General features: G+C 40.4%; 30 protein-coding genes. 24 read left to right on the top strand and 6 right to left on the bottom strand.

All coding sequences use genetic code 11. The annotated features are described in order from the left end of the window. Nucleotides 1–168: 168 nt before the first annotated feature. Nucleotides 169–897, bottom strand: a complete 729-nt coding sequence (locus AB1498_04480; GenBank protein MEW6087538.1) for a cytochrome c biogenesis protein CcdA — start codon at nucleotides 895–897, stop codon at nucleotides 169–171. Nucleotides 898–1,063: 166 nt separating this feature from the next. On the opposite strand from AB1498_04480, the gene AB1498_04475 reads away from it, so the two are divergent. From AB1498_04475 to greA, 20 genes are all read left to right on the top strand, one after another. Further along, nucleotides 1,064–3,694: a heavy metal translocating P-type ATPase gene (locus AB1498_04475; protein ID MEW6087537.1), complete on the top strand. Its 2,631-nt coding sequence runs from the start codon at nucleotides 1,064–1,066 to the stop codon at nucleotides 3,692–3,694. 68 nt (nucleotides 3,695–3,762) lie between these two features. Further along, a complete protein-coding gene (locus AB1498_04470; protein ID MEW6087536.1) occupies nucleotides 3,763–4,041 on the top strand; it encodes a metal-sensitive transcriptional regulator in 279 nt (92 codons plus the stop codon). A 14-nt stretch (nucleotides 4,042–4,055) separates the two neighbouring features. After that, a complete protein-coding gene (locus AB1498_04465) occupies nucleotides 4,056–4,442 on the top strand; it encodes a hypothetical protein (protein MEW6087535.1) in 387 nt (128 codons plus the stop codon). Nucleotides 4,443–4,551: 109 nt separating this feature from the next. Further along, nucleotides 4,552–5,754 (top strand): hypothetical protein, encoded by a 1,203-nt coding sequence (locus AB1498_04460; protein ID MEW6087534.1) that lies wholly within the window; start codon nucleotides 4,552–4,554, stop codon nucleotides 5,752–5,754. A 126-nt stretch (nucleotides 5,755–5,880) separates the two neighbouring features. Then, entirely contained in the window at nucleotides 5,881–7,146 is a 1,266-nt protein-coding gene (locus AB1498_04455) for a hypothetical protein (protein ID MEW6087533.1), read from the top strand. A gap of 23 nt (nucleotides 7,147–7,169) precedes the next feature. Beyond that, the gene (locus AB1498_04450; protein MEW6087532.1) at nucleotides 7,170–7,547 is read left to right on the top strand and encodes a hypothetical protein; all 378 of its coding nucleotides are present in this window, start codon (nucleotides 7,170–7,172) and stop codon (nucleotides 7,545–7,547) included. A 91-nt stretch (nucleotides 7,548–7,638) separates the two neighbouring features. Next, complete coding sequence (locus AB1498_04445) at nucleotides 7,639–8,124, top strand: TlpA disulfide reductase family protein (GenBank protein ID MEW6087531.1); 486 nt, start codon at nucleotides 7,639–7,641, stop codon at nucleotides 8,122–8,124. A 100-nt stretch (nucleotides 8,125–8,224) separates the two neighbouring features. Next, a complete protein-coding gene (locus tag AB1498_04440) occupies nucleotides 8,225–9,994 on the top strand; it encodes an FtsX-like permease family protein (protein MEW6087530.1) in 1,770 nt (589 codons plus the stop codon). 92 nt (nucleotides 9,995–10,086) lie between these two features. Then, nucleotides 10,087–10,773 carry an ABC transporter ATP-binding protein gene (locus tag AB1498_04435; protein MEW6087529.1) on the top strand — a complete coding sequence of 229 codons (687 nt, stop codon included), beginning with the start codon at nucleotides 10,087–10,089 and terminating at the stop codon, nucleotides 10,771–10,773. Nucleotides 10,774–10,832: 59 nt separating this feature from the next. Next, on the top strand, nucleotides 10,833–11,531 hold the full coding sequence (locus AB1498_04430; protein MEW6087528.1) for an ABC transporter ATP-binding protein: 699 nt from the start codon (nucleotides 10,833–10,835) through the stop codon (nucleotides 11,529–11,531). 90 nt (nucleotides 11,532–11,621) lie between these two features. Further along, nucleotides 11,622–12,134 (top strand): YHS domain-containing protein, encoded by a 513-nt coding sequence (locus AB1498_04425; GenBank protein MEW6087527.1) that lies wholly within the window; start codon nucleotides 11,622–11,624, stop codon nucleotides 12,132–12,134. 136 nt (nucleotides 12,135–12,270) lie between these two features. Next, the gene (locus AB1498_04420; GenBank protein ID MEW6087526.1) at nucleotides 12,271–12,423 is read left to right on the top strand and encodes an LDCC motif putative metal-binding protein; all 153 of its coding nucleotides are present in this window, start codon (nucleotides 12,271–12,273) and stop codon (nucleotides 12,421–12,423) included. A 19-nt stretch (nucleotides 12,424–12,442) separates the two neighbouring features. Continuing rightward, a complete protein-coding gene (locus AB1498_04415) occupies nucleotides 12,443–12,877 on the top strand; it encodes a hypothetical protein (GenBank protein ID MEW6087525.1) in 435 nt (144 codons plus the stop codon). Further along, nucleotides 12,878–13,600 carry a hypothetical protein gene (locus tag AB1498_04410; protein MEW6087524.1) on the top strand — a complete coding sequence of 241 codons (723 nt, stop codon included), beginning with the start codon at nucleotides 12,878–12,880 and terminating at the stop codon, nucleotides 13,598–13,600. A gap of 146 nt (nucleotides 13,601–13,746) precedes the next feature. After that, entirely contained in the window at nucleotides 13,747–14,472 is a 726-nt protein-coding gene (locus tag AB1498_04405) for a hypothetical protein (GenBank protein MEW6087523.1), read from the top strand. A 2-nt stretch (nucleotides 14,473–14,474) separates the two neighbouring features. Next, entirely contained in the window at nucleotides 14,475–14,675 is a 201-nt protein-coding gene (locus tag AB1498_04400) for a tetratricopeptide repeat protein (protein ID MEW6087522.1), read from the top strand. A 68-nt stretch (nucleotides 14,676–14,743) separates the two neighbouring features. Beyond that, nucleotides 14,744–15,124, top strand: coding sequence for a clan AA aspartic protease (locus AB1498_04395; protein MEW6087521.1), 381 nt, complete (start codon nucleotides 14,744–14,746; stop codon nucleotides 15,122–15,124). A gap of 190 nt (nucleotides 15,125–15,314) precedes the next feature. Further along, on the top strand, nucleotides 15,315–15,776 hold the full coding sequence (locus AB1498_04390; GenBank protein ID MEW6087520.1) for a hypothetical protein: 462 nt from the start codon (nucleotides 15,315–15,317) through the stop codon (nucleotides 15,774–15,776). A gap of 145 nt (nucleotides 15,777–15,921) precedes the next feature. Then, nucleotides 15,922–16,254: a DUF4404 family protein gene (locus AB1498_04385; protein ID MEW6087519.1), complete on the top strand. Its 333-nt coding sequence runs from the start codon at nucleotides 15,922–15,924 to the stop codon at nucleotides 16,252–16,254. Nucleotides 16,255–16,323: 69 nt separating this feature from the next. Further along, nucleotides 16,324–16,800: a transcription elongation factor GreA gene (greA, locus tag AB1498_04380; protein MEW6087518.1), complete on the top strand. Its 477-nt coding sequence runs from the start codon at nucleotides 16,324–16,326 to the stop codon at nucleotides 16,798–16,800. A gap of 22 nt (nucleotides 16,801–16,822) precedes the next feature. On the opposite strand, the gene AB1498_04375 is transcribed toward greA, so the two are convergent. Further along, nucleotides 16,823–17,470, bottom strand: coding sequence for a uracil-DNA glycosylase (locus tag AB1498_04375; protein MEW6087517.1), 648 nt, complete (start codon nucleotides 17,468–17,470; stop codon nucleotides 16,823–16,825). Nucleotides 17,471–17,596: 126 nt separating this feature from the next. Between AB1498_04375 and AB1498_04370 the strand changes: the two genes are divergently transcribed. Then, the gene (locus AB1498_04370) at nucleotides 17,597–17,893 is read left to right on the top strand and encodes a phasin family protein (protein MEW6087516.1); all 297 of its coding nucleotides are present in this window, start codon (nucleotides 17,597–17,599) and stop codon (nucleotides 17,891–17,893) included. 27 nt (nucleotides 17,894–17,920) lie between these two features. Then, a complete protein-coding gene (locus tag AB1498_04365; GenBank protein MEW6087515.1) occupies nucleotides 17,921–19,606 on the top strand; it encodes an AarF/ABC1/UbiB kinase family protein in 1,686 nt (561 codons plus the stop codon). Nucleotides 19,607–19,636: 30 nt separating this feature from the next. Here the strand turns inward: AB1498_04365 and hemG are convergent, their stop codons facing one another. The 4 genes from hemG to AB1498_04345 all read right to left on the bottom strand — a co-directional run bounded on the left by hemG (nucleotide 19,637) and on the right by AB1498_04345 (nucleotide 23,707). Then, nucleotides 19,637–21,073, bottom strand: a complete 1,437-nt coding sequence (gene hemG, locus AB1498_04360) for a protoporphyrinogen oxidase (protein ID MEW6087514.1) — start codon at nucleotides 21,071–21,073, stop codon at nucleotides 19,637–19,639. A gap of 97 nt (nucleotides 21,074–21,170) precedes the next feature. Further along, complete coding sequence (hemH, locus tag AB1498_04355) at nucleotides 21,171–22,106, bottom strand: ferrochelatase (protein ID MEW6087513.1); 936 nt, start codon at nucleotides 22,104–22,106, stop codon at nucleotides 21,171–21,173. After that, a complete protein-coding gene (hemE, locus tag AB1498_04350; GenBank protein ID MEW6087512.1) occupies nucleotides 22,084–23,118 on the bottom strand; it encodes a uroporphyrinogen decarboxylase in 1,035 nt (344 codons plus the stop codon). The genes hemH and hemE overlap by 23 nt, the downstream gene beginning before the upstream one ends. Before the next feature lie 16 nt (nucleotides 23,119–23,134). Continuing rightward, nucleotides 23,135–23,707, bottom strand: a complete 573-nt coding sequence (locus AB1498_04345) for a hypothetical protein (protein MEW6087511.1) — start codon at nucleotides 23,705–23,707, stop codon at nucleotides 23,135–23,137. A 221-nt stretch (nucleotides 23,708–23,928) separates the two neighbouring features. On the opposite strand from AB1498_04345, the gene hflX reads away from it, so the two are divergent. Then, on the top strand, nucleotides 23,929–25,176 hold the full coding sequence (hflX, locus tag AB1498_04340; GenBank protein ID MEW6087510.1) for a GTPase HflX: 1,248 nt from the start codon (nucleotides 23,929–23,931) through the stop codon (nucleotides 25,174–25,176). Between the two features lie 97 nt (nucleotides 25,177–25,273). After that, nucleotides 25,274–25,648 carry a ComEA family DNA-binding protein gene (locus AB1498_04335; protein MEW6087509.1) on the top strand — a complete coding sequence of 125 codons (375 nt, stop codon included), beginning with the start codon at nucleotides 25,274–25,276 and terminating at the stop codon, nucleotides 25,646–25,648. The last annotated feature ends 254 nt before the right edge of the window (nucleotides 25,649–25,902 follow it).

The following is a 25,902-nucleotide window of genomic DNA, read 5'->3' as shown; positions in this document are numbered from 1 at the left end:
AGGCTGCGCAATCCCGCCCAAAATTATTTCTTCCCTAAAAGAAAACGTAGTGCCTACGTCTGCCTGAAATCAGCTAATTACTTATCAAATAAAGAAATTTATTTTCGAGGTGTCAAAGTTCTGTAAAGAGGTAACTACGCAACTTGACTGGCTTATGAATGGACAGGGTTATTGAAACCTGCCTATTATCCAGAAAGAGAATTTCTGGAAGTTGTTTGTTATTATTAATGTTCCTATTACAATCAAAACAATGCCGCTTATTATTTCCACCTGCCTGTAATATTTTTTTATCAGGTTGGTTAATTTTAAAAACTTGTTAAAAGCCAGCCCGGTCAGGATAAACGGGGCGCCAAGTCCAATCGAATAAACGCTTAAGAGTATCAGGCCGTCCTTCATGGTTTCCCTTGTGCCCGCGTAAAGAAGGATTGAAGACAATATCGGACCTATGCAGGGTGTCCAACCGAGAGAAAATGCCGCACCCATGAAAAAGACCCCCGCGAAAGTTATATTATTTATTTTATTCGCGAAAAGCCTTTTTTCTTTATATAAAAATTTAAGTTTGACCAGGCCCGTGAAATGCACGCCGAAAAGTATAATCAGTGTCCCTGAAATATACCTTACAGCGCTTGAATCTGAATAACGTAAAATTGCCTGCCCCAGGAACGTCGCGGACGCGCCCATGAGAATAAAAACAGTGCTGAAACCAAGGACAAAAAACAAAGTATTTATGAATACCTTGTTTTTATTTTCTTTGCCTTGCGCGTTTAACTCATCGAATGACAGGCCCGTGATGATTGAAATATAACCGGGAATAAGGGGCAGGACGCATGGTGAAATAAAAGAAAGAACGCCTGCCGAGAACGCCATAAAAAGGGAAATCGGGTTATTTTCATTCATAATTAAAATATAACATAATAATTCAGCTTTGGCAAATTTAATTCTTGATATACTATACAGGGGTATAGTATAATGAACGCGGTATGAAGGGCCCATAAAAAAATGAAAATATGCTTGACAAATTCCCTGCTTCCGGGTGTAGAATTAAAAAAAGGAGTAAATCAAAATGGCCATTGACCCTGTATGCGGCATGGAAGTCGATGAAAAGACGGCCATAAAAGCGGAAAAAGACGGCAAAATTTATTATTTTTGCAGTAATATCTGCAAACGTAAATTTTTGGGAGAGGACCTGCCGTTTGAACATAAAAAAGCGCCCGAAGGCATGAAGCTCGAAAAAACAATTATAGGCATATCCGGCATGACCTGCGCGTCCTGCGTCATGTCTATCGAGATGGGGCTTAAACGCATGAAAGGCGTGTACACGGCGAATGTGAATTTCGCTTCCGGCAAGGCCCTGGTTGAATATGACCCGCAGGCGGTCGGCCTGCAGAAGATCGAAAATACCATTGAAAAAATAGGGTATAAGGTCATAAAACCAAAAACGCAGGATAAGGGTAATGTGCTAAGGCTTAAAATAATAGGGATGGATAATCCGCATTGCCTGGGAACAGTGAAAGGAGCGATTGAAAGCCTGCCAGGAATCATATCAAAAGAATTGTTCATTAATGAGCGGGGGATCATAACATTTGACCCTTCAAGGATTACTAAAGAAAAAATAAAAGAAACAATAAAGGACTCGGGATATACGCCTCTTGAAGAAACTGAATCAACAGTTGACGCGGAAAGAGAGGCAAGGGAAAAAGAAATTAATACGCTCAGGTTTAAAACTATATTTTCTTTTATTCTGGGAATTCCGCTTCTGTATCTCGCGATGGGGCATCACATAGGTTTGCCTGTGCCTGAAATCATTATGAAAAATATGGCGCTTCTGCAGTTTGTTTTCGCGACCCCTATAATTATCATTGGAAACCAGTTTTATACGAGGGGAATAACAGCCGTTTTTAAAACAAGAACTGCCAACATGGATACGCTTGTCGCTGTCGGTACCGGTTCGGCATACCTGTACAGCCTTTTTGTATCTGTTAATATCTGGCGCGGCAATACAAACTACGGCGGTATAGAAAATCTGTATTTTGAAGTCGCGGGAATACTTATAGCGTTTATTCTTTTCGGTAAAACGCTTGAAGCGGTCGCGAAGGGTAAAACCTCAGAAGCGATAAAAAAGCTTATGGGGCTTCAGCCGAAAACCGCTTTGGTGGAACGGGAAGGCCGTGAACAGGAAATTCCGATAGAAGAGGTGATCCCCGGTGATATAGTTATTGTAAAACCTGGACAAAAAATTCCGGTTGACGGAGAAGTGGCCGGGGGGCATTCAAGCGTTGATGAATCCATGCTGACAGGAGAGAGTATTCCTGTTGAAAAATCCGCGGGTTCAAAAATTATCGGCGCGACAATAAATAAAACAGGGAGTTTTAAGTTTATGGCTACTAAGGTTGGGAAAGATACCGCGCTTGCTCAAATAATTAAACTTGTGGAAGAAGCTCAAGGGTCTAAAGCCCGTGTTCAGGAATTGGCGGATAAAATATCCGCTTATTTTGTCCCTGCAGTTGTTTTAATAGCGATACTGGCGTTTTCCGGATGGATGCTTGCCGGAAAAAGTTTTGTGTTCGCTCTTTCAACTTTTATAGCTGTGTTGATCATTGCCTGTCCCTGTGCTTTAGGGCTTGCCACTCCGACTGCCGTTATGGTGGGAACAGGGCTTGGCGCTGAACATGGTATTTTGATAAAAAGCGCGGACGCGCTTCAGACGGCTCATGAGATCAATACCGTGGTTTTTGACAAAACAGGGACACTTACAAAAGGGGAACCTGAATTGACGGATGTTATAACTCATGGAAGTTACAGCGAAAATGATATTTTAATGTTTGCCGCACTGGCCGAGAAAAAGTCAGAGCACCCGCTTGGAGAGGCGATTGTAAAAGGCGCGGAGAAAAGAAATATTACCGTACCGGAGGCGGAAAGTTTCGATTCAATAACAGGTAAAGGTGTCCAAGCCCTGTGGCAGGGAAAAACTATTTATCTTGGTAACAGAAAATTTATGGAGAACCTGTCGATTGATGTCTTGTCGAGGGAAAATGCTTTGCAGGATCTGGAAAATCAGGGAAAGACTGCCATGCTCGTAGTTATAAATAATAAATTAGAAGGTTTGGTTGCGGTTGCCGATACGCTAAAGGAACATTCTCAAGAAGCGGTTAACGCTTTAAAAAATATGGGCAAGAATGTTATTATGATAACAGGTGATAATGTCCGCACAGGTAAAGCGATAGCCGGACAGCTTGGAATAGAGCGTGTTTTGGCTGAAGTATTGCCGCAGAATAAAGCGGAAGAAATAAAAAAACTTCAGGTTGAGGGCTTAAAAGTTGCCATGGTAGGAGACGGCATAAACGACGCTCCTGCTTTAAGCCAGGCTGATATCGGAATAGCAATAGGGACAGGAACAGATGTCGCGATTGAGTCGGGAGATATTGTCCTTATAAAAGATGATCTCCGCGATGTTGCGATTGCGATGGATCTTTCAAGTTACGCGATGAGAAAAATAAAGCAGAACCTTTTCTGGGCGTTTTTTTATAACACGATTGGTATACCGGTTGCCGCGGGCATACTTTACCCTTTCACTGGTTTTCTCCTTAACCCGATGATCGCGGGAGCGGCCATGGCCTTCAGTTCTGTGTCCGTTGTAAGCAATTCGCTTTTGATGAAGAGATATGAATTTCAGGGGATTGACGGGCGGAAATAAAAAAAATAAAAAAAACACTTGACATACCCTGGGGGAGTATGGTATATTATCCTTAAAAAGGGATGTTAATGATAAAAGGCGCGTATCATTCAGATGAAATATTAAGGCTTAAAAAAATTGAAGGGCAGATCCTCGGGATACAGAAAATGCTCGAAGAAAGAAGATATTGCGTGGATATCCTCCTCCAGCTTTCAGCGGTTGCCGGGGCGGTAAAAAAAGTTGAAAACAATATCCTTAAAAGACATTTAGAGACTTGTTTCGCGAACGCATTTATTTCCGGAACTGAAAAAGAAAAACGGGAAAAAATAAAGGAAATTGTTGACGTATTGGAAAATTTTCGCAAATAAAAAAAGGAATTTCGATGTTTAATTTCATAAAAAAATATAAAAAAGCGTTCATTATAGGGATTATATTTTTATTCGGCACCGCATCAGGGTTTGCGTATGTGAAGACTTGCTGCGGGATGGAAAAAAATGAAGAAAATCATTCATGCTGTTCCAAGAAGGCTTCATTTAATTATAAGAATACCTCGAAATGCGAGTGCAAAATAAGCATTCCCCTGGATTTTGTTTTTGAAAATAAAAGCAACGCGGCCAATAGTTTATTAAAACAGTTCGTATCATTCGTGCAAAATAGGCGCTATGTTAATGTTCTTTCAGAAAACAATGATATTTTGCACAGCGGTGAATTTTTATTCAAATCTTGTTCCATTCCAATTTTCCTCAAAGACTGTTCATTTCTTATTTGATCAAAAAATATTTTTTCAAGAGATTTGCGGCTTGTTTCAAATTAATAGTAGTATAATTAATTTGGAATTATTGCCGATGGTTTAAGTTAAAAATTTCAATGGAGTAATTATGTTTAAAACTATTTTGTCAGGTTTTTTAATGTTAATATTTATTTTTGGAAAGCCGGGCCTTGCCTCGGATGACGTTCTGGAAGAAATAGGCGCGGATTTGGAAAGGCCCAAAGCCGTTGAAAAGCAAAAGGCGGAACCGTATTTTTCACGAAGTGATCAGTTCCTGAAAAACCTTTTTAAAGCAATGGCCAGGAGAGACAGTTATATTATTTACAAAGAGCTATACCTTTCTGAAAGATATTCGTCTGAGCTTGAACAGATGGAAGGCAGGAATTCGCTCGGTTTTATTTTATTCGGGACATTTTCAGGTCAAAGGGGGCAGATAGGCGATATGAATGTGCAGTTCAGAGCGGCCTATTATAACAATCAATTCGCTTATGGCAGTAAGATGGGCCGTGAATATACCGAAGGCAGGAATGATTTTGAAACAGAATTGCACAATGCTTATTTGAGGCTCCGTGTTTTACCGCCGATGGTAAATGTCAGGCTGGGCCATTTTTATGTACCTTTCGGCATACAGCCGTGGATTGACACGCACGGCACGTTACTGCAAAGCCCCGCGATGGAATTTTCAGGAGTTGACAGGGACTGGGGTGTGGGATTGGAAGGGCAGAATGAATTATTCGAATACCAGGCGGCGGTTACCCGAGGTTCCGGCATGGAATATTTTGAACGGGACGGGAACTATATTCTTTCAGGGAAAATATCCACGCCGAGAATCGGGGAACACCTTAATGAATGGCTGGGAATGTCATGCCTGATCGGAAAAGTATTTGATCCCATGGCCGTTGAAAAACTGCGAAGTGTCACAATGGATGAGAAAGAAAGCAGTTTCATGGGTAATGTTATAAAAAAATGGCGGATGGGACTGGACGGGCAAAAGTTGTATGGGCCATTAAGGCTGCGCGGAGAGATTTCCGTTGGCAGGGACGCGGATAAGGAAAATGTCTTGGCGGAATTTGCTGAAATAAAATACTCGCTGGACAGGGATAACAGATGGTCCGGATTCGCGCAATTTGAGAATTTTACCCAGAATCGCGGCAGTCCCGAAAACGGCAGTAATACCGCGCTCCGCGGGGGATTGACCTACGGCTTTTCCGCGAATTATAATCTGCAGTTTGTGGTATCGAGAGACCTTGATACTATCTTCGGGGAAAAGGATACATGGGTAGGACTGTTGTTTTATGGGCAGAAGGGGTAAAATAAATGAAAAATTTAAAAATCAAAATTAAAAATATGGGATCACTTCGTGATAAAAAATATTTTGCGAAACACACTACAATTTTAACTTTTTCATTTTGCCTTTTGAATTTTATAAGGAGATTTTATGTATAAGAAATTAGTAACAATTTTGATAATTTTTATGCTATTTGTAACATTGAAACTGTTCGCCCAGTCCCAGGTGGTCCCGTGCCAGTTGACGAACGCGGACCAGGACACTATCCGTCTTTTCCCGGAAAGGACCAACTACCGCGCGGAATTTATCAGGACGGATGAAACAGGCGATAAACGGGGAATTGGCGGCGAGGCCCTGTATAAGGAATTGGAAAAACGCCTGGGTGACAAATGGGACCCGATATGGGAAACAAAGGACATTCCCTATGTCTTTTATGAAATCCTTAAAGGCCCGGACGCGATTGGCTGGGTCTTCGGCGCGAACCAGGGCTGGCCCGGGGCGGATAATTCGCAGTTGATGCTGGCATTTGACCTGGATGAAAGGATCCGGGAATTTTACTACCAGAAACTGCCCTCATTCGAAAAGGAAAAACTCCAGACGCCGGAGTTTTATTCCCAATTTATCGGGTTGACTTTGGAACATTTTTATTTTAATGAATATTTGACGGGCCAGAAAATTGAAGACAGGAATATTTTGGCCCTGGATATGGTCAGCCGCATACAAAACCCGGCGCCGAAAGAAAATGAAGGTTTCCATAAGACACTGCGCGGTATGAAAAAAGTCCTGGTGTATCTCGATGACTTTAAATTCGGGAATAAGATCAAAAAGGACGAGGCCTTTGCCAAAATAAAAAAGTTTACTGAGAGCAAAACCGCATTATTAGGCGAAAATCCGTTGGAACAGGTCCAAAAATCTTTTCCAAACGCGTCAAGATATGTAATTGACCTTGTGTCGTCGGATTCAATTTATTCTTTTTACGTGATTTACAGGGATGATGTGTATAAAAAGCCTTTTGTCCGGGGAATTATCCTGGGATATGTGATACCCCTGGAATTGAATACTGCACTTGGTAAATTCAACATGGTGGTTGCCATCGGCGCCCAGGACAAGGAAAAAGGCAGGATACTGTCCCTGGAGATAAATAAATCCGGGTTCGACCAGGTTAAAAATATATCCCTGGTGAATTTTTACGCGAAGGATGTCCTGACAAGGACTAAATTAACGGACGAGAAAATAGATAAAATCGGGCCCATAAAAATTGAGGTTGAAAATAAGGATATAACCCAGGACGTACTTTCGGCTGTAAAAAAGGCATTAATCCTAGCGGATAACACTTATTTTCATAATTTCTTTAAGAAGGATGAGATCGAAAAAAAGATTGAAGAATATTTAAGAAAGGAAGGTAAATTAAAATGATTGGGAAAAATTTTAGGAAGGTAATGTTTTTTATTCTTGTTTTAAACTTGACACTTATCACTTTATACTTTGTGGGCTGCGGCCCGAAAACGGAAAAATTCGGCGAGGCGGTTGATGAAAACGCGCCAAGGACGGCAATCGGGAGCCTTTTGGTCAACCCTCAGGACTATGTTAATAACGAGGTCATTGTTGAGGGCCAGATAGGCACTGAATGCCCTACCGGCGGATGGGTAAATATCCGCGATAAAGACGGCGCCATGATTTACATTGAAATGCACGGGACCCCGATAACAATCCCTCAAAGGGTCGGCAGGAATGTGATTGTCAGGGGTCTGGTTTATCAGACTGAAGGGGAACCGAAAGAGACGAAGGTCCTGGCGAAGGGGTTGGTGATAAAATAACCCCCTTTTATTCCCCCTTATCAGGGGGATAATCGGTTTCTCCCCTGATAAGGGTAGATTAAGAGAGGTTAGAGGAGGATAGTTAAACTTTATGAAAAAAATTATTTTGATTCCCATGCTCTATGCTCTATGCTCCATGCTTTTTATGGGCTGCAGCGGCCCAAAACCGCGGTTTATGGCGGTTGGAGACGAAGCCCCTGATTTTTCCATTCTGGATTTGGACGGCAATGAAATTTCTCTGGAAAGCCTTTTAAATGGAAAAGAGATAATCCTGAATTTCTGGGCAAGCTGGTGCCCCTCGTGCCGAGAGGAGATACCGCGTTTAAATGAATTTGCTGAAAAATATAAAGATAAAATAGAGATTGTAGGGATAAATCTGGAGGAACCAAAAGAAACAGTCCAATCCTTTGTCCGGGCGAGCGGAATAAAATACAAAATATTGCTGGATTCAAAAGGAAAGACAGGGAACCTTTATATGGTGCGCGCGATTCCGACAAATATTTTGATTAATAAGGATGGATTGATAAAAAAGTTAAACATTGATATTAGAGAGATAGAGAATTATCTAAAACAGTAAAATGTAGGGGCAGCCCCCTGTGTCTGCCCAAATAATGGAACGAATACCGTTATATTAAGGGCGAACACGGGGGTTCGCCCCTACAACAGAGGAGATTACAATGCAAAAATATTTAAATCTGGCCTATAAAAATTTATACAGGCGGAAAATAAGGTCGTTATTGACAATTGGAGGTGTGGGTGTGGCGGTGGCGGTTTTGGTTAGCCTTTTAGGGTTTAATTCGGGGTATCGCATCGCGCTGGAAAAGGACGTTTCCGGCATGGGATACCAGGTCTTAATCACCGCCAAGGGGTGTCCTTACGAATTGGCGACAGTGGCTTTGGCGGGGACAGGGGCGCTTCGGTATCTTACAGATGACACGATAGCAAAAATAAAACAGGACAAGGAGGTCGCCGAACTTACCCCGATGTTAATGAACCCGTTAATTAAAGAAAACGGGGATGGATTTTACACATTCTGGGGTATAGATATGGAAAGTTACACAAAACTTCGCCCGATGATGTTGATAGCATCGGGAAAACATAAAGAAAGGGTTGTTGATTCATCGGGCAATGAGACTGAAAAAGAAATAGACGGCCCCATGGGCAGGTGGTTTAACACCCGCGAGGTTAAAGCGGACGAGATATATTTGAAAAACGGCAAAGTGTTGAAAGGTTTGATTACAGGTGAAGGAAAATATGAAAAAGTTGTTGGGACAGAGCTTGACCCTGTTAGCGGCGATTTTATCGAGAAAAAGAAGATCGTCTCGACAATAAAGGTCATACTTCCGTCAAGATTGTATAATAAATTGGATGTGGAAGCCGTGAATACGATAAAAAGAGGCGATGAAACAAAAGATGAATTATCGTTAAAAGACGGGAGTAAAGTTGTCGGTGTAATTATTAATGAGACAAAAGACAGCTACAATGTCGGGAATATAGATTTGGCGTATCCGAATGCCGAGGAAATCGATATGGATATGGTGGCCGTCGATCCAAAAGGAAGTCCGAAAATCGTTGACTATGATAAAGAAGGCGAGATCGAAATGGTTGTCGGCTGGGAGGCCGCGCAGACCGGGTTTGTCCAGGTCGGCCAGAAGCTGACAATCAAGGTCAAAGAAATGGCGAGGGAAAAGGTAAAGGAAAAAATCACGGATCCCGCCAGCGGGAAATCAAAAGAAATTGAAAAGGAAGTGGAGAGACCCGTGTTGACTTCTTATACCTTCAGGGTAGTCGGAATTTTGGAAAGAGGCGGCGGGAAGGATGACGGTTCGTATTTTATCCAGCTTGAAGAGGCGCAGAGGATTTTCAGAAAACACAAAATGCTGACAGGTATCGGGGTCAGGCTGAATAACCTTGCCCAGCTCCCGCTTTTTACCGACAGGATATACAACCGCAAGGAATTGGGCGAAACGCAGGTTGTAAGTTTGGCGGAGGTGAAAGGGACGATTCTCAATCTCGTGCAGACCGCGAAGATCCTCGTTATGTCCGTGGCGTTTATCGCGATTTTTGTCGCGCTGATCGGGGTAATGAATACTATTTTAATGAGTGTGTTTGAACGCACCCAGGAAATAGGGATAATGAAGGCGATTGGAGCGTCACGTATGGATATATTCAAGCTTATCTGGCTTGAGACAATTATTATCTGTGTTTTTGGGGGTATTTTCGGGACGGTCATTGCCGTGTTCGGCGGAAGTTTTATTGAAAAATTAATCAGGGCGGTAATGTCCAAAGCGGGTTATGTCCCGGCCGGCCAGATAATAAATTTCACGCCTGGGATAATCATCGGTTCATTTCTCGGTGCGATTGTCCTTGGAGTTTTGTCGGGAATATGGCCCGCATACCGCGCGGCGAAGATGCGGCCGATTGAAGCGATAAGGAGCGGGGAATAATAAAACGGTTTAAACCGTTTAAACTGTTCAAACCGTTTAAACGGGTTTATTTAAAAACTGTTTAAACCGTTTTTAAATATCAGGAGGTTAATATGGAAAATACACAAGTTATAACTACAAAAGGATTGAAAAAGGTCTATCGCCTTTACGCGGAAGAGATTGTCGCGCTTAAAGGAATAGAGCTTACTATAAACAAAGGTGAGTTTATTTCGATAATGGGGCCGTCAGGCGCCGGGAAAACCACATTTCTAAATCTTGCCGGGTGCCTTGATCATGTAACGGACGGTAATTTGACGGTTATGGGCCAAAATCTTAATTTGTTTGATGACTCTCGTATGCGTGACTTAAGGCTTCATCACCTGGGATTTGTATTCCAGGAATTTTTCCTCGTTAAAGAACTGACAGCCCTTGAGAATGTGCAATTACCCATGATGTTCGCCAACAAAAAAGACCTGAGCTGGGCTAAGCATTTAATGGAAAGAGTGGGGCTCGGAAAAAGAATGAACCATCTGCCGAAAGAAATGTCAGGCGGCGAGATGCAGAGGACGGCTGTTGCGCGCGCGCTGGCCAACAAACCGGATATTGTCCTGGCTGATGAGCCAACTGGTAATCTTGACACAAAAAACGCGCAGGGAATTTATGATTTATTCAGGGAACTTGGCAAAGAAGAAAATATCACGATAATAGCCGCGACGCATAATGTGAAACTGGCTTACCAGGCGGATAGGGTTGTGCATTTGCGCGAGGGGCGGATTGAGAAGGATGAAATTGTTAAATAACGGTTTAAACCGTTTAAACTGCTTGAACTGTTTAAACGGTTAGAAAAAAGAGGTGTCAAATGATTAATGATATAGTATTAGAAGCAAAAAGCCTAAAAAAATATTATACCCGCGGTTCAGAGACCGTCAAGGCCCTGGACGGTGTGGATTTTTCAATTAAGAAAGGCGAGATTGTTTCGATTGTCGGGCCGTCGGGCTCGGGCAAGACCACATTGATGAATCTTATAAGCTGCCTGGATACGGCCACATCAGGCACCCTGGATGTCGGCGGTGAGGATGTCACGCATTTCAACGAATCCCAGTTGATTAATGTCCGGCGCAATTATCTTGGATTTATTTTTCAGCAGTTCTATCTCATACCAAATCTTTTCGCCGTGGAAAATGTGGAACTGCCCCTGGTATTTGCCAAGAAACCGATAGAAAAAGAAAAAATATATAAAGTTATAGAAGACGTTGGTTTAAAAGGCAGGGAAAACATACCCGCGTATATGCTTTCAGGCGGGGATAAACAGCGTATGGCGATCGCCAGGGCGCTGATTAACGATCCGAAGCTTTTAATCGCGGATGAACCCACTGGGAAGCTTGAACTGAAAGTCAGGGACCAGTTACTGGTTTTGTTTAATCAGCTGGCGAAAAAAGGGATCGCGATATTTATCGCCACGCACGACCTGGAATTGGCGGGCATGACGCAGAGGATAATCCATTTACAGGACGGAAAAATTATTCCGAAAGAAGAATCGAGTTTGTATTATCATTAAATTTTTGTAGGGGCGAGGTTGCCTCGCCCTTTATTAAACAAATGTAATAATATAGGGCTGGGAAACCCAGCCCCTACGAAAGGACAAAATATGAAAAAAAACATTATTTTATTAATCGGATTTTTATTATTCGCGCAAATCAGTATCTTCGCGATGGATTGCTGCGCGAAGGATGACGGCCATGCCGGACACAGCAGTTCAAAACACAAGGAAACAAAGACAGGTGGAAAAGATATTGTGATTAACAGGGCGGTTGAGCCTGAAAATATCGGAAATATCATATGCCCTGTGACCGGTGATAAGATTGACGAAAAAACAAAGGTCGCTTATGAATACAAGGGGAAGATTTATGATTTCTGCTGCGCGGCATGTATCGACGAATTCAAAAAGGACCCTGAAAAATTTATAAAAAAAATAGAAGAGGAAAACCAGAAAAAGGAGGGCAAAATGAATATGAAAGTCAAAGACCCTGTCTGCAAAATGGAAATCAATTCTGAGGAGGCGGACGCGACTTCGGTGTATGGCGGGAAAACCTATTATTTCTGTTCAAAGGCCTGTAAAGAAAAATTCGACAAGGACCCGAAAAAATATATCAAGGAATAAGAAATAATAAAATATCAGATGCAATAATACGCGGATGACCACTGTAAGAACCCATCCCTTTATCGTTATTTTTATTGAGAATCGTAAGTTTTACCGGTGGTCATTCGTGTATATAAATCAAAATAATAGGAAAATTATGATAAAATGGATTAAAAAATGGCTGGGAAAATTGGCGGAATCTAATGAGAAAAATTTTGGGGGACAATCTCCTGATTGCTGCGGAGGAACAAAGGTCCATCCAAAACCGGAAACGCGGCCCCCTGAAAATAAGGAGGTTCAAGAAAAATAGAAAAAGAAAGGAGATTCGAATGAAAAGATTAAGTATGGTTGTTTGGGTTTTGATTTTACTTGGTTCAGTTTCAATGTCCCAGATGCATGACGGTGGCGGAATGATGGGCGGCGGGGAAGACAAGGGCGATATGGGCGGCCAGCATTCATCACAGATGATGTCCGGCCAGATGATGAATCAAAATATGATGCGTGATATGTCTCAAATGATGGGAAAGATGAATGAAATGATGAAAAATATTACCACCAATATGGAAAATATGAAATCAATGGACCATGAAAAAATGAAAGATATGTCAAAGATGATGAATGAAATGTCGGGCATGATGAAAGACATGGCAGCGCAAATGGATAAAGGTGAAATGGACCACGAAATGACAAAAAAGATGCAGGAAAAGATGGAAAACCTGGAATCAAAGATGAAGGATATGCAAAAAGAGCAAAAAAATAAATAAATGAAATATTCAACATTTTTCCTGTTGCTGTTTTCTGCCGCGATTTATGCTTCTGCCAGGGCTGATGACGGCCGTTATTATTTTGATATAAATTCGGGTTTCAAAACAGGTGATTTTGGAACATCGACGCGCTCAAACCTGTTTTATTTTTCTCCCGGATTTGGGTATATCGCGCCTCAATATGATGTAAGTATGTCAGGCTCATTTCTTGTCTTGCGTAACTCAGATTCAGGGATGTCCGGCACCGAAGCGGGAGCGGGAGACCTCGTAATCAGGGGCGGCAGTTTGCTTTCAGGAGACAACCCGGGTAAAATTTCACTTTATGGGTCTCTTGCTGTCAAACTGCCGCTTGCGGATGAAGGTAAGGGATTAGGCACTGGGGAAATAGATTACGGCGCTTTTGCCGAGATGTCCAAAAGAGTTAATAAAAACAGGTTTTCTGTGAGGGCGGGTTACATAAAAACAGGTGATGGGGAGTTTGATTACAATGATATTTATCTTTACAGTATTGGAGCGTCACGTATTTTTGGCAAGACGGACATTGAAGTTTCACTGGATGGGAGACGGGCGATTATTACAGGCGAAAAAAATCCGTTAGAGCTTAATTTCAGTCTCTTTCATATCTTGAATAAAGATTATTCCATAAAATACAGCAATTTTGTCGGCCTCAACAAAGGTGGGCCGGATTTCGGATTGAATCTTGGATTTACAAGATGGTTTTAATGAGTGTGACCCTGCCTTTGTTCATGAGGTAAACCAAAAAGATCCATTTATAATTTGAAAATAGATTACAATAATAGAATCTTTAGAAACAGAATACAAAGCGAAATTCGACAATGACCCGAATAATAAAACATAAAGAGGGATATATGCCAAACAGATTAAAATACACTTTTTTAGCGTTAGTCGTAATAAGTATTTCAGTGAGCGGATTCCTGCCGCGGAAAGTCTTCGCGTCAGGGGCCTGCTGCGCTATTACGCAGGGAGAAAAAAGCCGGCCGCATATTTCTTTGGCCGGATCGTATGGTTCCAGTCATGAAAAAATAGGTGGGGAACAGTTTAATCTGGGGCAAAGCGCCCTGCTTCTGAAGTACGGGTATTCGCTTTTTGAAAAGTGCACGATTCAGGCCAATATCGGATTGCCAGTCTCAACTAAACTTAATGATTCAAACGGGTTCAGGGGAAGCGGCGGAATTATTTACGGGGCTGGTATTGGATATGAACTGCCGAAATTTATTGAACCAATAAACTCTTATTTTCTGGTAAGTTATTCCATGTCCTACGGGCTTCTTCAAAAAACCGAAAACGAAAAAGGCAGAGATTCGGTTTTTATCATTTCCGAGATCCAATCCGCTCTTATTATTGAGACAAAAGTGGCGGATAAATTCGGGATTTACGGGGGGCTCCGCGCGTATAGCGGAAAAAACCGGCTGAAAAATTCTATAACAAACGAAAAAGTTGACGGCGAACGTGAAGGAAATTATTCTCCATTGTTCGGAGGCAGGTATAATATTTCTGATAAAATCAGCGCGGTTGCCGAAAGCGGGTTAGGCCATAACAGGGTCACAAGCTCAGGTTTAATATATTATTTCTAATCATGAATTTTATTCAATTATTTCCAAATGATAACCGTGTTCCCGAAGTTAAACTCAAAATTGCAGAATCGTATCGTAATATTGGGCAATATGACAATGCAATAAAACAATACGAGGAAATTATACAAAAATATCCTGAAGAATATAGTATCCAGGAAGCTGCTCTTGGTATTGCGCCAGTGTTCTACTCTACAAAGAATTAATCGATTATTAAAAATATCAAAATTTTTGAAAAAGCTGTGATATACTTTCTTTAGAGGAGGAATTAATCATGGGTTTAGTATATACAAATATAGTTCTTTCAAATCCACGGAAAACAAAATTAAAATCTCTGGAAGTTAGTGCGATGGTTGATACCGGTGCAATGACATTATGCATACCTGAACACTTGATGGTGCAGCTTGAACTAGAAGAAATCGAAAAAAGAGAAGTTACAACAGCAGACGGTAAATCATTAGTAGTTCCCTATGTCGGCCCTGTTCAAATAAAATTCGCAAATCGTACTTGTTTTACAGGGGCATTAGTATTAGGTGATTCTGTACTAATGGGTGCAGTGCCTATGGAAGACATGGATTTAGTTGTGCATCCCTCAAGAAGAAAAGTAACTGTTAATCCTAAAAGTCCAAATATACCCTCTGCTGTGGTAAAATAAATTAAAAATTTTAACAGTTTAACAGACTGAAGTAGGGAGGGACGTTGATTCCTGGTGATACTTTCTGCCAATCAAGAGCCATAAACTTTATTGTTATTTTGTATATTACCTTGGGGAATTTATTCCTTTTTACGAGCTCAGGTTTAATATATTATTTCTAAAAATAATTGTGATGTGATACAATCAAACTATGAGAAAATCAATTTTATATTTTGTCTTTGCTTTATTGATATTGTTCCTGGAAAATAATTATGTCCCGGCTGTTTCTGAAAAACCGCTTGGGCTGGGTGTTTCTGCCGGCCACGAAACAGGGCCGGTATTAAAATACCGGTTCAGCAGGAAAAACGCGGTTGAGTTCGGGATAGGTTTTAAACATGATGCGGCAATATACGGCGGTTACCTTTGGCACGCGTGGGATTTGTTTTCTAAAGATCAAAACGGTTTGTTGGGCGGGCATGCCGGGTTTGGATTAAAGATCGAAGAAAACAGGGACTCTGATAAACTGTATTTAAGGACTTCAGCCGGGCTGGATTATGTCTTTGAGAAGCATCCTGTAGAATTATTTTTAGAGGCCGCGCCTCTCTTTCAGGTCTCACCTGACACTAAAAGTGAATTTGATATTTTGTTCGGTGTCAGGTTTTATTTGAAATAATAATAAAAGGTTAATTTGATACATGTTTTGAAAAACTTCGTAATGAACCGACTTCTATAATATTTCCAATTTTATTTTTTATTAATTATTTGAAAAAATTAAGGTATAATAAACATATAAGCTTTAACTAGTGGAGGACAGCAAAATGGTAAATACCACAATCACAAAGATAGAAGAAAAAATCAGAGAATCGGAAACTATAAACAAAGATAATAAAAAAGAACTTCTCAGGCTTTTGTCCGATTTGAAATCGGAAGTTTCAGCGCTCCGTGAAAACCGCGAAGATGACGCGCGAAGCATTGCTCATTTCGCGGAAATAAGTGCTCACGAAACAACAAGAAAAGAAAAAAATCCCAATCTTATAAAATCTTCACTGGAGGGTTTAACGGCATCTATTGAAGGATTGGAGGTTTCCCACCCCAAATTAACAGAAACAGTCAATTCCATAGCGAGAATCTTGTCGAACATGGGAATTTAAAAATAAAAAAACACGTTAAAAAATTATCACAAGCTGACTAAACAAAGACATTAATTAAAGGGAGCGCATATGACTAAAGGAAAAATTTATTTAAGCAAGGAAGGTTATGAAAAATTAAGAAAAGAACTTAAATATTTGCAAACTACGCGGCGGCGGGAAATTTCCAAAGAGATTGGCGCGGCAAGGGACCACGGGGATATAAGCGAAAATGCCGAGTATGACGCGGCAAAAGAGGCCCAGGCATTTAACGAAAAAAGGATTTCTGAATTACAGGATAAGTTCAGCCGTGCCCAGATACTTGATGATTCAAAGATTTCCAACGATGAAGTTTTAATAGGCGCGACAGTTAAGCTGAAGGACCTCGACTCAAATGAGGAATTGGAATATACCCTTGTTTCGGAAGTAGAGGCTGATTTTACAGAGGGCAGGATTTCCATATCTTCGCCCATAGGAAACAATCTATTGGGCCTCAAAAAGAATGACAAGGTGGAAATTAAAGTCCCGGCCGGCATATTAAGATATAAGGTTTTAAACATATCGAGGTGAAATCAGCAGAGCACTAGCCTTTTTAAAACAAATTCAGCTGTTTTGAGAATTCTTTCTCCGGCTTTTGTTCTTTATTTGTTTCCGGAGTTGTCCGGTTTGGCCGGGGGTTATCAAGTATTTCTTTGATTTTTTTCATATCATCCCACACCTTTATTTTATCATGGGGATTTCTTAGAAGGTAAGCAGGATGGAATGTCGGGATTAGTTTTATATTTTCATAGATGAAGAATTGTCCGCGGAGCCTTGAAATTGGTGCTTGTGTCTTTAGCAAAGCCTGTGCGGAAATTCTCCCGAGGCTGCATATAATTTCAGGCTGGATAATTTCTATCTGCTGTTTCAAGAATTGTTCGCAGTTATTTATTTCATCAGGTTCGGGGTCGCGGTTATTAGGGGGACGGCATTTAAGAATATTGGCGATATATACTTCTTCCCTTTTTAATCCAATCGACTCGATTATTTTTGTCAAAAGCTGTCCCGCGCGCCCGACAAACGGTTTACCCTGCAAGTCTTCGTCGCGCCCGGGGGCTTCACCTATAAACATAATCCTGGTATCGGGATTTCCCGTTCCAAAAACAAGATTGTTCCTGGATTTTGAAATTTCGCATCTGAAACAATTCTGCAGTTTATCCTCTATTATTTGCAATTTACCGGTTTTTGATAATTCAGCCATTTTAGAATCTCTTGCCGCTAATTATAACTTATTTTTACTGTTTATAAAATAATTTTTCGATTGAATATTTTTTCTCCGGAGTTATAATATATACAAAAGGTTAAAAATTTAAAACAGGAGGACAAAATGGATATTGTAAAAAAACTTTTTATGGCGGGTTTGGGGGTCGCGGCCCTTACGGAAGAAAAGGTCTCCAAGATTGTTGATGAGCTGGTTAAAAAAGGGGAGATTTCGGAGCAGGAAGGGAAAGGCGCTGTGAAAAGCCTGTTAAGCCAGGTTGAAGAAAATAAAAAATTCGTTGAAGAAAAGATCCAGGAACAACTTGAACAAATTTTTAAAAAAGCTAAACTTGCGACACAGCAGGATATCGAAAAATTAGAAAAAAGAATTGAAAAACTGGAAGCAGTCCTGAAAAACAAATAAAATATATAAAGCGAAAGGCATAGTCCTGTGAATTTAAGTGAAACTTACAGTAACTTGGAGCGTGTCCGGCAGATAGTAAATGTTTTAATCAAACATGGTTTCGGACAGGCAGTATCTTTTTTAAATTTAGATAAATATCTTTCTTTCGGCAAGAGGATTTTCGGATTAAAAATAGAGAAATTGCCTGAAAAAGAAATTAATCTTACGCCCGCGGAACGGCTTACTTTGGTTTTTGAGGAGTTAGGCCCCACGTTTATTAAATTCGGCCAGATCATGAGTACCCGCCCGGATTTGCTGCCTCAGGATTTTATCGAGGCTTTTACAAGGCTCCAGGACAGGGTGAAGCCGTTTGATTATGAAGAGGTAAAGAAAATAATTGAAGATGAGCTTGGCCAGCCTGTTGAAAAAATTTTTAAAAGTTTTAATAAAAAACCGGCCGCGGCCGCGTCCATTTCCCAGGTGCATTACGCGGTGTTAAACACCGGTGAAGAAGTGGTTGTTAAAGTGCAGCGGCCCGGGATACAGAAGAAGATTTTGACGGATATCCGTATTCTCTATATGATTGCCAATTATATTGAAAAGAAATTAGGGGATGACAGGCTGTTCGAACCGTTATTGCTGGTTGAAGAATTCGATAATTCGATACGGCGGGAAATGGATTTTATCATTGAGGCGAGCAACACGGAAAAATTGCATAACAATTTTAGGAATGACCCCGATATCTGTTTTTCCAATGTGTGGTGGGATTATACCACATCGCGCGTGTTGACGCTTGAAAGACTCTCCGGTTTCAGGCTTGACGATGAAGAAAAATTCAAGCAATATAAAATAGATAAAGGGAAGCTGGCCGAGAAAATAATTTATGCTTACCTTAAACAGTTTTTTGAAGACGGGTTTTTCCATGCGGACCCTCACATGGGAAATATACTTATTTCACCGGAAGGGAAAATCTTAATCCTTGACTGCGGGATGGTCGGGTACCTGCACAGGGAATTAAAAGAAAATTTTTCACAGGTATTTGTCGGGATTGTCACCCGCGATTTTGAAAAAATAGTGGACGCCTATATTAAACTTGGCATGATGACACAGCCGATTGATTATGTTTCTTTCCATAAAGATATCGTCGCGTATATGGAAAGGCACCTGGATGTTCCTATAAAACAATTTAAAATTTCCGATGTCTTCATGGATACCCTTAATAACGCCCAGAAATATAAAATCCGCGTTAATGTCGATTTCCTGCTTTTGATGCGGTCACTTGCGATACTTGAGAATATTACAAGAAAACTAAAGCCGGACATGAATATTATCGAAACGACTAAACCTTACGCGTTTGACCTGTTGAAGAAAAAATTCAGTTTCAAAGATTTAAGCAGCGGGTTATTAAAATTAATTTTTGATCTAACAGATACATCCCGCGAATTTCCAAAGCAAATCAAGCAGATTCTCAGGAAAGTCCAGACAGGGGGCTTAAGATTTGAAATTACAAATCCGATGGACAAAAAAATTGAGGCGGAGATTGACCGGCTTGGAAACAAAATTTCAATCGGTATCATTATCGCCGGCCTTGCCATAGCGTCAGCCATTGTTTTACAAAATACCACTGCCCCTATTTTGTTCGGGGTGCCTTTTTTAACACTGCTTGGCTATTGCGGTGTCGGTTTTATAACAGTTTTCCTGATTGTGTCCATTATCAGTTATAACAAAGGGTAAAAAAACCTTTGTTTATTCCGGCAGCGTTATTTATTGAATTATTGTTTCCGCGATTTTTAGCGCGATTAATTCCGAATTATGAATGCAGTCGGCAATCCCGACCCCTCTTAGATAATTCCCGTTAATAATAAGTCCCTGGTGCCTGGAAGATAATTTCTCAATTTTTTCAACTGTGGTTTCATGGCCGATAACATACTGGGGCATGCCCTTTATCCAGCGGTATGATTTTTGAAGGACGGGTTCGGCGGAAATACCCATTATTACCTTCCATTCATTCAATACAGTTTCAACCATTTCTTTTTCCTCCAGTTCAGCCATTTTTTCATTTGCCGCTCCACCCAAAAAACCCCGCATCAGGACGTAATCTTTATTACAGCGGTGCGGGAATTTTGATGATGTCCATGTGGTCGCCATAATCTTTCTTCTTTCAGTCTTTGGGACCACGAAACCAAATCCATGGAGAGGATGTTGTATGTGTTTTCGCCTGAATCCGATTGAAACGGTCGCCGCGGAAACATAGGGAAAATTTTCAAGTATGGCTGAAAGTTCATTGTCGAAATTTTTGATTAATCCGGAAGTAATATACGCGGGGGTAGTCAAAACAACAATATCAATATCTTTTAACGTGAAGACATCGGTTTTAATGTTATATGATACTTTATTTCCATTAGTAATTTTGTCAATGGACAGGGCATTGTTTTTTATCATAATTTTTGTGTTGTCCAACAGGTTCAATTTTAACGCGTCTATCAATTGCATCAAGCCTTCATTTAATGTCATAAACAACGTTACTTTGGGACTTCCTGTTTCCGTTTTTTTTGTGAACTTCTGTGCTTCATTCATCCGTGCAATCATTCCTTTTATCAGCGAACCGTATTTTTGTTCCATTTCAAGAAACCTGGGAAAGGTATTTTTCAGGCTCATTGTTTCAGGGTCTCCGGCGTGAATGCCGGCAACGAGGGGTTCAGCAATTTTATCCAGGGCCTCCTGTCCTAAACGCCTCCGGACAAAACTTCCCAGTGATTCATCTGTACCGTCTTTTTTTACGGGAATAAAAAGGTCCATTCCCATTCTTATTTTTCCTTTAAGTGAAATTAGCGGTGTTTTTAAAAAAGGTTTGATTTTTGTCGGTATCATTAACATTAATCCTTCAGGCATTTCGATTAGTTTTTTATTGACAAGGATGAATGTTTTTTTATTTTCCTCGTTAGTCCCGGAAAGTTCCGCTTCAAGCCCAAGTTCCCTGCATAATTTTAACGCCCATGGTTTTTCTGATATAAAACAGTCAGGGCCGCCCTCTATGATAAAACCGTTTTTATTTTCAGTTATGATGTTTCCTCCCAGGTTGGTTTCTTTTTCCAGTATATGGATCTGCGTGTCGGTTTTTTTGGCTTTTAGGAATTTTTTCAAATAATACGCCGTTGAAAGCCCGCTGATCCCTCCGCCTATAATAGCTATTTGTTTCACCCCGCCCTTCCTTTCTTAATTTAATTCTTTTAGATTTAAAAAAATATCAATCAATTTTTGTGTCCCGTTCTTCTTAGTTTTTTAGGAAGAGCGGGGTTTATTTTAAATCCTCCTGCAAGTATCCTCTTACCAATCCTTCCAGCGATTTAATAAAGGTCGGATTTGTATTCAGAGAAGGTACTCTTCTAAAATTTAAACCAAGTCTTGAAGCTTCGTTTTTATATAAAATATCAATATCATACAATGTTTCAATATGGTCGGAAATGAACCCGATAGGAACAAGCAGGACATCTTTTTTATTTGTGTTTTTAATTTTTTCTAAAACATAAGACACTTCGGGCCCAATCCATTCCATAGAACTTAAGCCCCTGCTTTGAAATGCGAGGTGCCACCTGGCAAGACCTGTGTTTTTTAAAACGGCCTCTATGGTTTCTTTTATCTGTGATACATAGGGATCGCCTTCATTAATAAATTTCTCAGGGATACTATGGGCGCTGAAAATAATTTCAGGGTCTTTATTTAAAAATTTATTTTTTTGTTCAATAATTGATTCGGTGAAGGCTTTTATAAACAAGGGGTGGTCATGCCAGTTTTTTATAAAAATATAATCTGCCTTTTTATCAGATTGGGACAGGCTTTTCAGAAAATCATTATAATAACCGCCGGTGCTTGCCCTGGAATAATAAGGTGTCATCGGGAGGACGATAATTTTTTCTATCTCATTTGAGATTATTGTTTTTAAGGTGTCGGCGATAAAAGGACGCCAGTATCTCATACCTACAAAGACCAAGAACCTGTTTTCATTTTGGTTTAGCATTTCCTGCAGCAAGTCCGCCTGTTTCTGGGTTATTTCCAGCAAAGGGGACTTCCCGCCGATTTTTTTGTAACGTTCTAAAACCATCTGTATTTTATCAGGAGCAATTTCCCCCCCGGTCACATTTTTAATAAACGGTTCGACTTCTTCAGAAGAAACCGGTCCGCCGAAGGCTAAAAGTAATACCGCGATTTTTTTATTTGCTTTTACTGTATTCATGGACTGTATTTGCTAAAAGGATTACATTTTCCACAGGTGTTCCCTGTAAAATTCCGTGCCCGAGATTAAATATATGGCCGGGCCGGTTATCTGCAAAGTTTAAAATTTGTTTTACACGCTTTTTTATTTCGGATGGCCGCGCGAAAAGCACGGATGGGTCAAGGTTCCCTTGTACAGCCGTATCCTTACCCAGTTTTTGCCATGCTTCATCCAGGTTTATCCTCCAGTCGATACCGAGGACATCGCCGCCTGCTTTTTTCATCAACTCCAGCAGGTGGCTTGTCCCTGTGCCGAAATGAATGGCCGGAACATTCTGTTTTTTCACGGCCTTGAATATTTTTTCTGAATACGGCATAACAAATTTTTCATAGTCATTTTCCGACAGGCATCCTATCCAGCTGTCAAAAAGCTGGATAAGGTCAACACCGCTTTCTATCTGGGCTGAGAGATAAATAATTATTATTTCAGAAAGTTTGTCCATCATTTTATGCCATGATACGGGTTCGTTATACATCATTATTTTTGTTTTAAGATAATCGCGTGAATGGCCGCCTTCAATCATATAACTTGCCAGTGTGAAAGGAGCGCCTGAAAAACCGATAAGAGGTATTTTCCCGTCAAGTTCTTTTTTGACCAGTTTTATTGCCTTTAAGAGATAAGCCACGTCTTTTTCAGGTTCAATTATTCTTATTTTTTCTATGTCGGACTTTGTGTTGATTGGATTTTTTATCACAGGGCCTTCATTCCTGCCAAAGTAAAAATCAATCCCCATTCCTTCAAGCGGCAGGAGAATATCAGCGAAAATAATCGCCGCGTCAAGAGGGATTTTTCGGACAGGCTGTAATGTTACTTCACACGCGATTTCCGGATTTTTACACATCTCGATAAAAGAATAGTTCTCGCGTATTTTCCTGTATTCTTCCATATATCTTCCCGCCTGTCTCATAAACCAGACAGGTGTAAATGGAGTTTTTTCCATGCGGCAGGCTTTTAGAATAACATCGTTTTTCATTAATCCTCCTCTATTATTATAACCGTTTCGCGTCCCCGATGAGAAAAATTTTCGGCCGTTTTAAAAGGTCGAAGATAAAAAAATCTTTTGTGTCTTTTTTAAAAATAAATTTTTTTCTGCCCGTAACAAATGTATTTATTTTTCGTTTTAAAATTTTTTCCAATTTGCGGATGAGTATTGATAATTTTTTTTTGTCTGCCTGTCCTATGATAAAAATAAAAACTTCAGCTTTAAGATTATTTTCACCCCTGGCAACCGGGCCGTATATAAAAGCTGTCTCGATACCGGGTATTTTATTTATTTCTTTTTTGATTTTGTCGACAAGTCCGATTGTTTTGTTTACAATCTGTTTTAATTCATTAAAGAGGGGATATTTCTTGTTTAGATAATAGAAATCCTTGTGTCCTTTCTTACGGGACAAAAAAAGGCCTGTTTTTTTAAGTTTAAGCAGTTCCCGGCGGATATTGCCGACGGCTGCTTTCAGAATTTTCTCCAGTTGGCGAAGATAATATTCACTCTCAGGAGCGACAAAATAAAGCCTGAATATAGCTTCTCTTAATTTTGAACGGCCGAGGCTCAATAAATCCATTTTTTTCTCTTAATATTATTGTAGTCAATTTTGACTACAATTATAAACCAAAAAAAACATTTGTCAAGCAGAAAATATCTATTGTTTAAAAAAGAAATAATTGGTATCATCTGCGTTATACAAAAACCTGGATAATAAAAAAATATTTATTTTGAATAGCCAAAGGCCGGACAAAAAATCACACATGAGTTTTAGCAGCTATATTTAATGACATTAAAATTATGGAAAAAGCGCTGTTAGTTATTCCTCATATCAGTAAAAGAGACGAGTGGGATATTGAAGATGTCAAGTCGGAATTGATGTCTTTAGTGGTTTCAGCCGGAGGGGAGGTCTCGGATTTGCTGGTTTGCCCGCTTAAGGAAATAAATGCCTCATATTATATCGGTAAGGGTAAGGTTTATGAAATAAACGGCAGGGCCGGGGAATTGGGCACGGAAGTCGTAATTTTTGACTGTGACCTGTCACCGGCCCAGCAGAGAGAAATCGAAGACATTGTTGATATAAAGGTAATCGACAGGACACAGCTGATCCTTGACGTTTTCGCGGGGCGCGCGAAGAGCAATGAAGGAAAGATACAGGTTGAGCTGGCGCAGTTAAATTATTTGCTGCCGCGGCTGTCCGGGAAAGGGATTGAACTTTCGCGTCTGGGCGGCGGGATAGGGACCCGCGGGCCGGGTGAGCAGAAACTGGAAATTGACCGCAGAAGGATTAAAGAAAAAATTTCACATTTGAAATCCAGGCTGGATATTTTACGCAAAAGAAGGGATAATTTGAGGACACAGAGAAGGCGTAACGCACTGCCTTTGATAAGCCTTGTGGGATATACAAACGCCGGCAAATCTTCACTTCTTAACGCCCTGACAAAATCAGATGTATTGGTGGATAACCGCCTTTTCAGCACGTTAGACGCCGTAACAAGAAGATTGTCCCTGCCGAATAACCAGGACGTTCTTCTGACGGATACCGTCGGTTTTCTTCACAACCTTCCTCATGGTTTAATCGAATCTTTTAAGGCCACACTGGAAGAAGTCCAGGGCGCTGATATTCTTATACATGTTATTGATGTTTCCTCGCATTTATTAAACGAAAAGTTTAAATCTGTAAACAATGTCCTGCAGGAATTGGGAGCGGATAAAAAACCGGTTATAAATGTCCTGAACAAGACTGACCAGACCCCATCAAAAAAATTCATTGAAAGAATGAAAGATGAATTTCCCGATTCAGTCGCTGTTTCATGCAAAACAGGCGAAGGGCTGGATAATCTGCTTTGTTTACTCACGCGGAAATTGGACTATCTCAACACCACAATAAAATTATCTATTCCTTTCAGCCGTATGGATATCGCGAGTGAAATATCCGCGCATGGTGAGATATTGGAAAAGGAATTTACCGAGAACGGGGTGGATATAAAAGCGAGATTGCCGAAATTCATAGCGGATAGATTGCAGGGTAAATTAAATGAAAAATGATATAAAGGTTACAAGTCTCAAAGTCACCAGCAAAAGAAAAAATAGTCTTAAACTGGTGGCGTGGTGACTGGTGCACTGGTGATTTTTTTTTAATATTATGTTTTATTTTACCAAACAGGAAAAGATCATTATTCTATTTTTAACCGGCGCGATTATTCTGGGCCTGGGTGTCCAGTGGGCGAGGGGCAGAGGGGCCCTCACTTCTTTCGAATCCGTTAAAACAGAAAGGCTGGCAAATCATGGCGCCGTAAGGACAATAAACAAAAAAATAAATATTAACACCGCCTCAATCGGGGAGCTGGACACGCTTCCGGGAATAGGGCCGAAGATCGCCGCGGAAATTATAAAGTACCGTGAAAAGTCCGGGGGATTTAAGGTTATCGAAGATATTAAAAAAGTCCGCGGTATCGGGGAGAAAAAGTTCAGTAAAATAAGAGAGCAAATCACCGTAAATGACAAAGAAACCAAATAATATTCTTAGGAAACGGATCATGTAAAAATTTTGTAAAAACTTAGTTTGATTTTTATATGATTTTACTGTAGAATTTGCGATTATGAGTAAGAAACGAACTGGAATAAATGGAAAATTGCCCTCGTTTTGGAAAAAATTAATGAAAAAATCATTAAGAATGTAATTTCTAAAAAACCTCATAAGGTTATCACATTAGACCGATTATTTAAGAATAATGATCAATTAAAAACCAATACCGCGTTGCAGATGAAGGA

The organism is bacterium (genome assembly GCA_040754625.1).
Lineage (GTDB): Bacteria > JACRDZ01 > JAQUKH01 > JAQUKH01 > JAQUKH01 > JAQUKH01.
Note: the sequence above shows the minus strand (reverse complement) of the source record. Positions and strands in the feature narration are given on the sequence as shown.

What these genes read in the sequence shown, in the direction of transcription:
- AB1498_04480 (MEW6087538.1), bottom strand. Translation starts at nt 897, where the DNA reads ATGAATGAAAATAACCCGATTTCCCTTTTTATGGCGTTCTCGGCAGGC.
- AB1498_04475 (MEW6087537.1), top strand. Translation starts at nt 1,064, where the DNA reads ATGGCCATTGACCCTGTATGCGGCATGGAAGTCGATGAAAAGACGGCC.
- AB1498_04470 (MEW6087536.1), top strand. Translation starts at nt 3,763, where the DNA reads ATGATAAAAGGCGCGTATCATTCAGATGAAATATTAAGGCTTAAAAAA.
- AB1498_04465 (MEW6087535.1), top strand. Translation starts at nt 4,056, where the DNA reads ATGTTTAATTTCATAAAAAAATATAAAAAAGCGTTCATTATAGGGATT.
- AB1498_04460 (MEW6087534.1), top strand. Translation starts at nt 4,552, where the DNA reads ATGTTTAAAACTATTTTGTCAGGTTTTTTAATGTTAATATTTATTTTT.
- AB1498_04455 (MEW6087533.1), top strand. Translation starts at nt 5,881, where the DNA reads ATGTATAAGAAATTAGTAACAATTTTGATAATTTTTATGCTATTTGTA.
- AB1498_04450 (MEW6087532.1), top strand. Translation starts at nt 7,170, where the DNA reads ATGTTTTTTATTCTTGTTTTAAACTTGACACTTATCACTTTATACTTT.
- AB1498_04445 (MEW6087531.1), top strand. Translation starts at nt 7,639, where the DNA reads ATGAAAAAAATTATTTTGATTCCCATGCTCTATGCTCTATGCTCCATG.
- AB1498_04440 (MEW6087530.1), top strand. Translation starts at nt 8,225, where the DNA reads ATGCAAAAATATTTAAATCTGGCCTATAAAAATTTATACAGGCGGAAA.
- AB1498_04435 (MEW6087529.1), top strand. Translation starts at nt 10,087, where the DNA reads ATGGAAAATACACAAGTTATAACTACAAAAGGATTGAAAAAGGTCTAT.
- AB1498_04430 (MEW6087528.1), top strand. Translation starts at nt 10,833, where the DNA reads ATGATTAATGATATAGTATTAGAAGCAAAAAGCCTAAAAAAATATTAT.
- AB1498_04425 (MEW6087527.1), top strand. Translation starts at nt 11,622, where the DNA reads ATGAAAAAAAACATTATTTTATTAATCGGATTTTTATTATTCGCGCAA.
- AB1498_04420 (MEW6087526.1), top strand. Translation starts at nt 12,271, where the DNA reads ATGATAAAATGGATTAAAAAATGGCTGGGAAAATTGGCGGAATCTAAT.
- AB1498_04415 (MEW6087525.1), top strand. Translation starts at nt 12,443, where the DNA reads ATGAAAAGATTAAGTATGGTTGTTTGGGTTTTGATTTTACTTGGTTCA.
- AB1498_04410 (MEW6087524.1), top strand. Translation starts at nt 12,878, where the DNA reads ATGAAATATTCAACATTTTTCCTGTTGCTGTTTTCTGCCGCGATTTAT.
- AB1498_04405 (MEW6087523.1), top strand. Translation starts at nt 13,747, where the DNA reads ATGCCAAACAGATTAAAATACACTTTTTTAGCGTTAGTCGTAATAAGT.
- AB1498_04400 (MEW6087522.1), top strand. Translation starts at nt 14,475, where the DNA reads ATGAATTTTATTCAATTATTTCCAAATGATAACCGTGTTCCCGAAGTT.
- AB1498_04395 (MEW6087521.1), top strand. Translation starts at nt 14,744, where the DNA reads ATGGGTTTAGTATATACAAATATAGTTCTTTCAAATCCACGGAAAACA.
- AB1498_04390 (MEW6087520.1), top strand. Translation starts at nt 15,315, where the DNA reads ATGAGAAAATCAATTTTATATTTTGTCTTTGCTTTATTGATATTGTTC.
- AB1498_04385 (MEW6087519.1), top strand. Translation starts at nt 15,922, where the DNA reads ATGGTAAATACCACAATCACAAAGATAGAAGAAAAAATCAGAGAATCG.
- greA (MEW6087518.1), top strand. Translation starts at nt 16,324, where the DNA reads ATGACTAAAGGAAAAATTTATTTAAGCAAGGAAGGTTATGAAAAATTA.
- AB1498_04375 (MEW6087517.1), bottom strand. Translation starts at nt 17,470, where the DNA reads ATGGCTGAATTATCAAAAACCGGTAAATTGCAAATAATAGAGGATAAA.
- AB1498_04370 (MEW6087516.1), top strand. Translation starts at nt 17,597, where the DNA reads ATGGATATTGTAAAAAAACTTTTTATGGCGGGTTTGGGGGTCGCGGCC.
- hemH (MEW6087513.1), bottom strand. Translation starts at nt 22,106, where the DNA reads ATGAATACAGTAAAAGCAAATAAAAAAATCGCGGTATTACTTTTAGCC.
- hemE (MEW6087512.1), bottom strand. Translation starts at nt 23,118, where the DNA reads ATGAAAAACGATGTTATTCTAAAAGCCTGCCGCATGGAAAAAACTCCA.
- AB1498_04345 (MEW6087511.1), bottom strand. Translation starts at nt 23,707, where the DNA reads ATGGATTTATTGAGCCTCGGCCGTTCAAAATTAAGAGAAGCTATATTC.
- hflX (MEW6087510.1), top strand. Translation starts at nt 23,929, where the DNA reads ATGGAAAAAGCGCTGTTAGTTATTCCTCATATCAGTAAAAGAGACGAG.
- AB1498_04335 (MEW6087509.1), top strand. Translation starts at nt 25,274, where the DNA reads ATGTTTTATTTTACCAAACAGGAAAAGATCATTATTCTATTTTTAACC.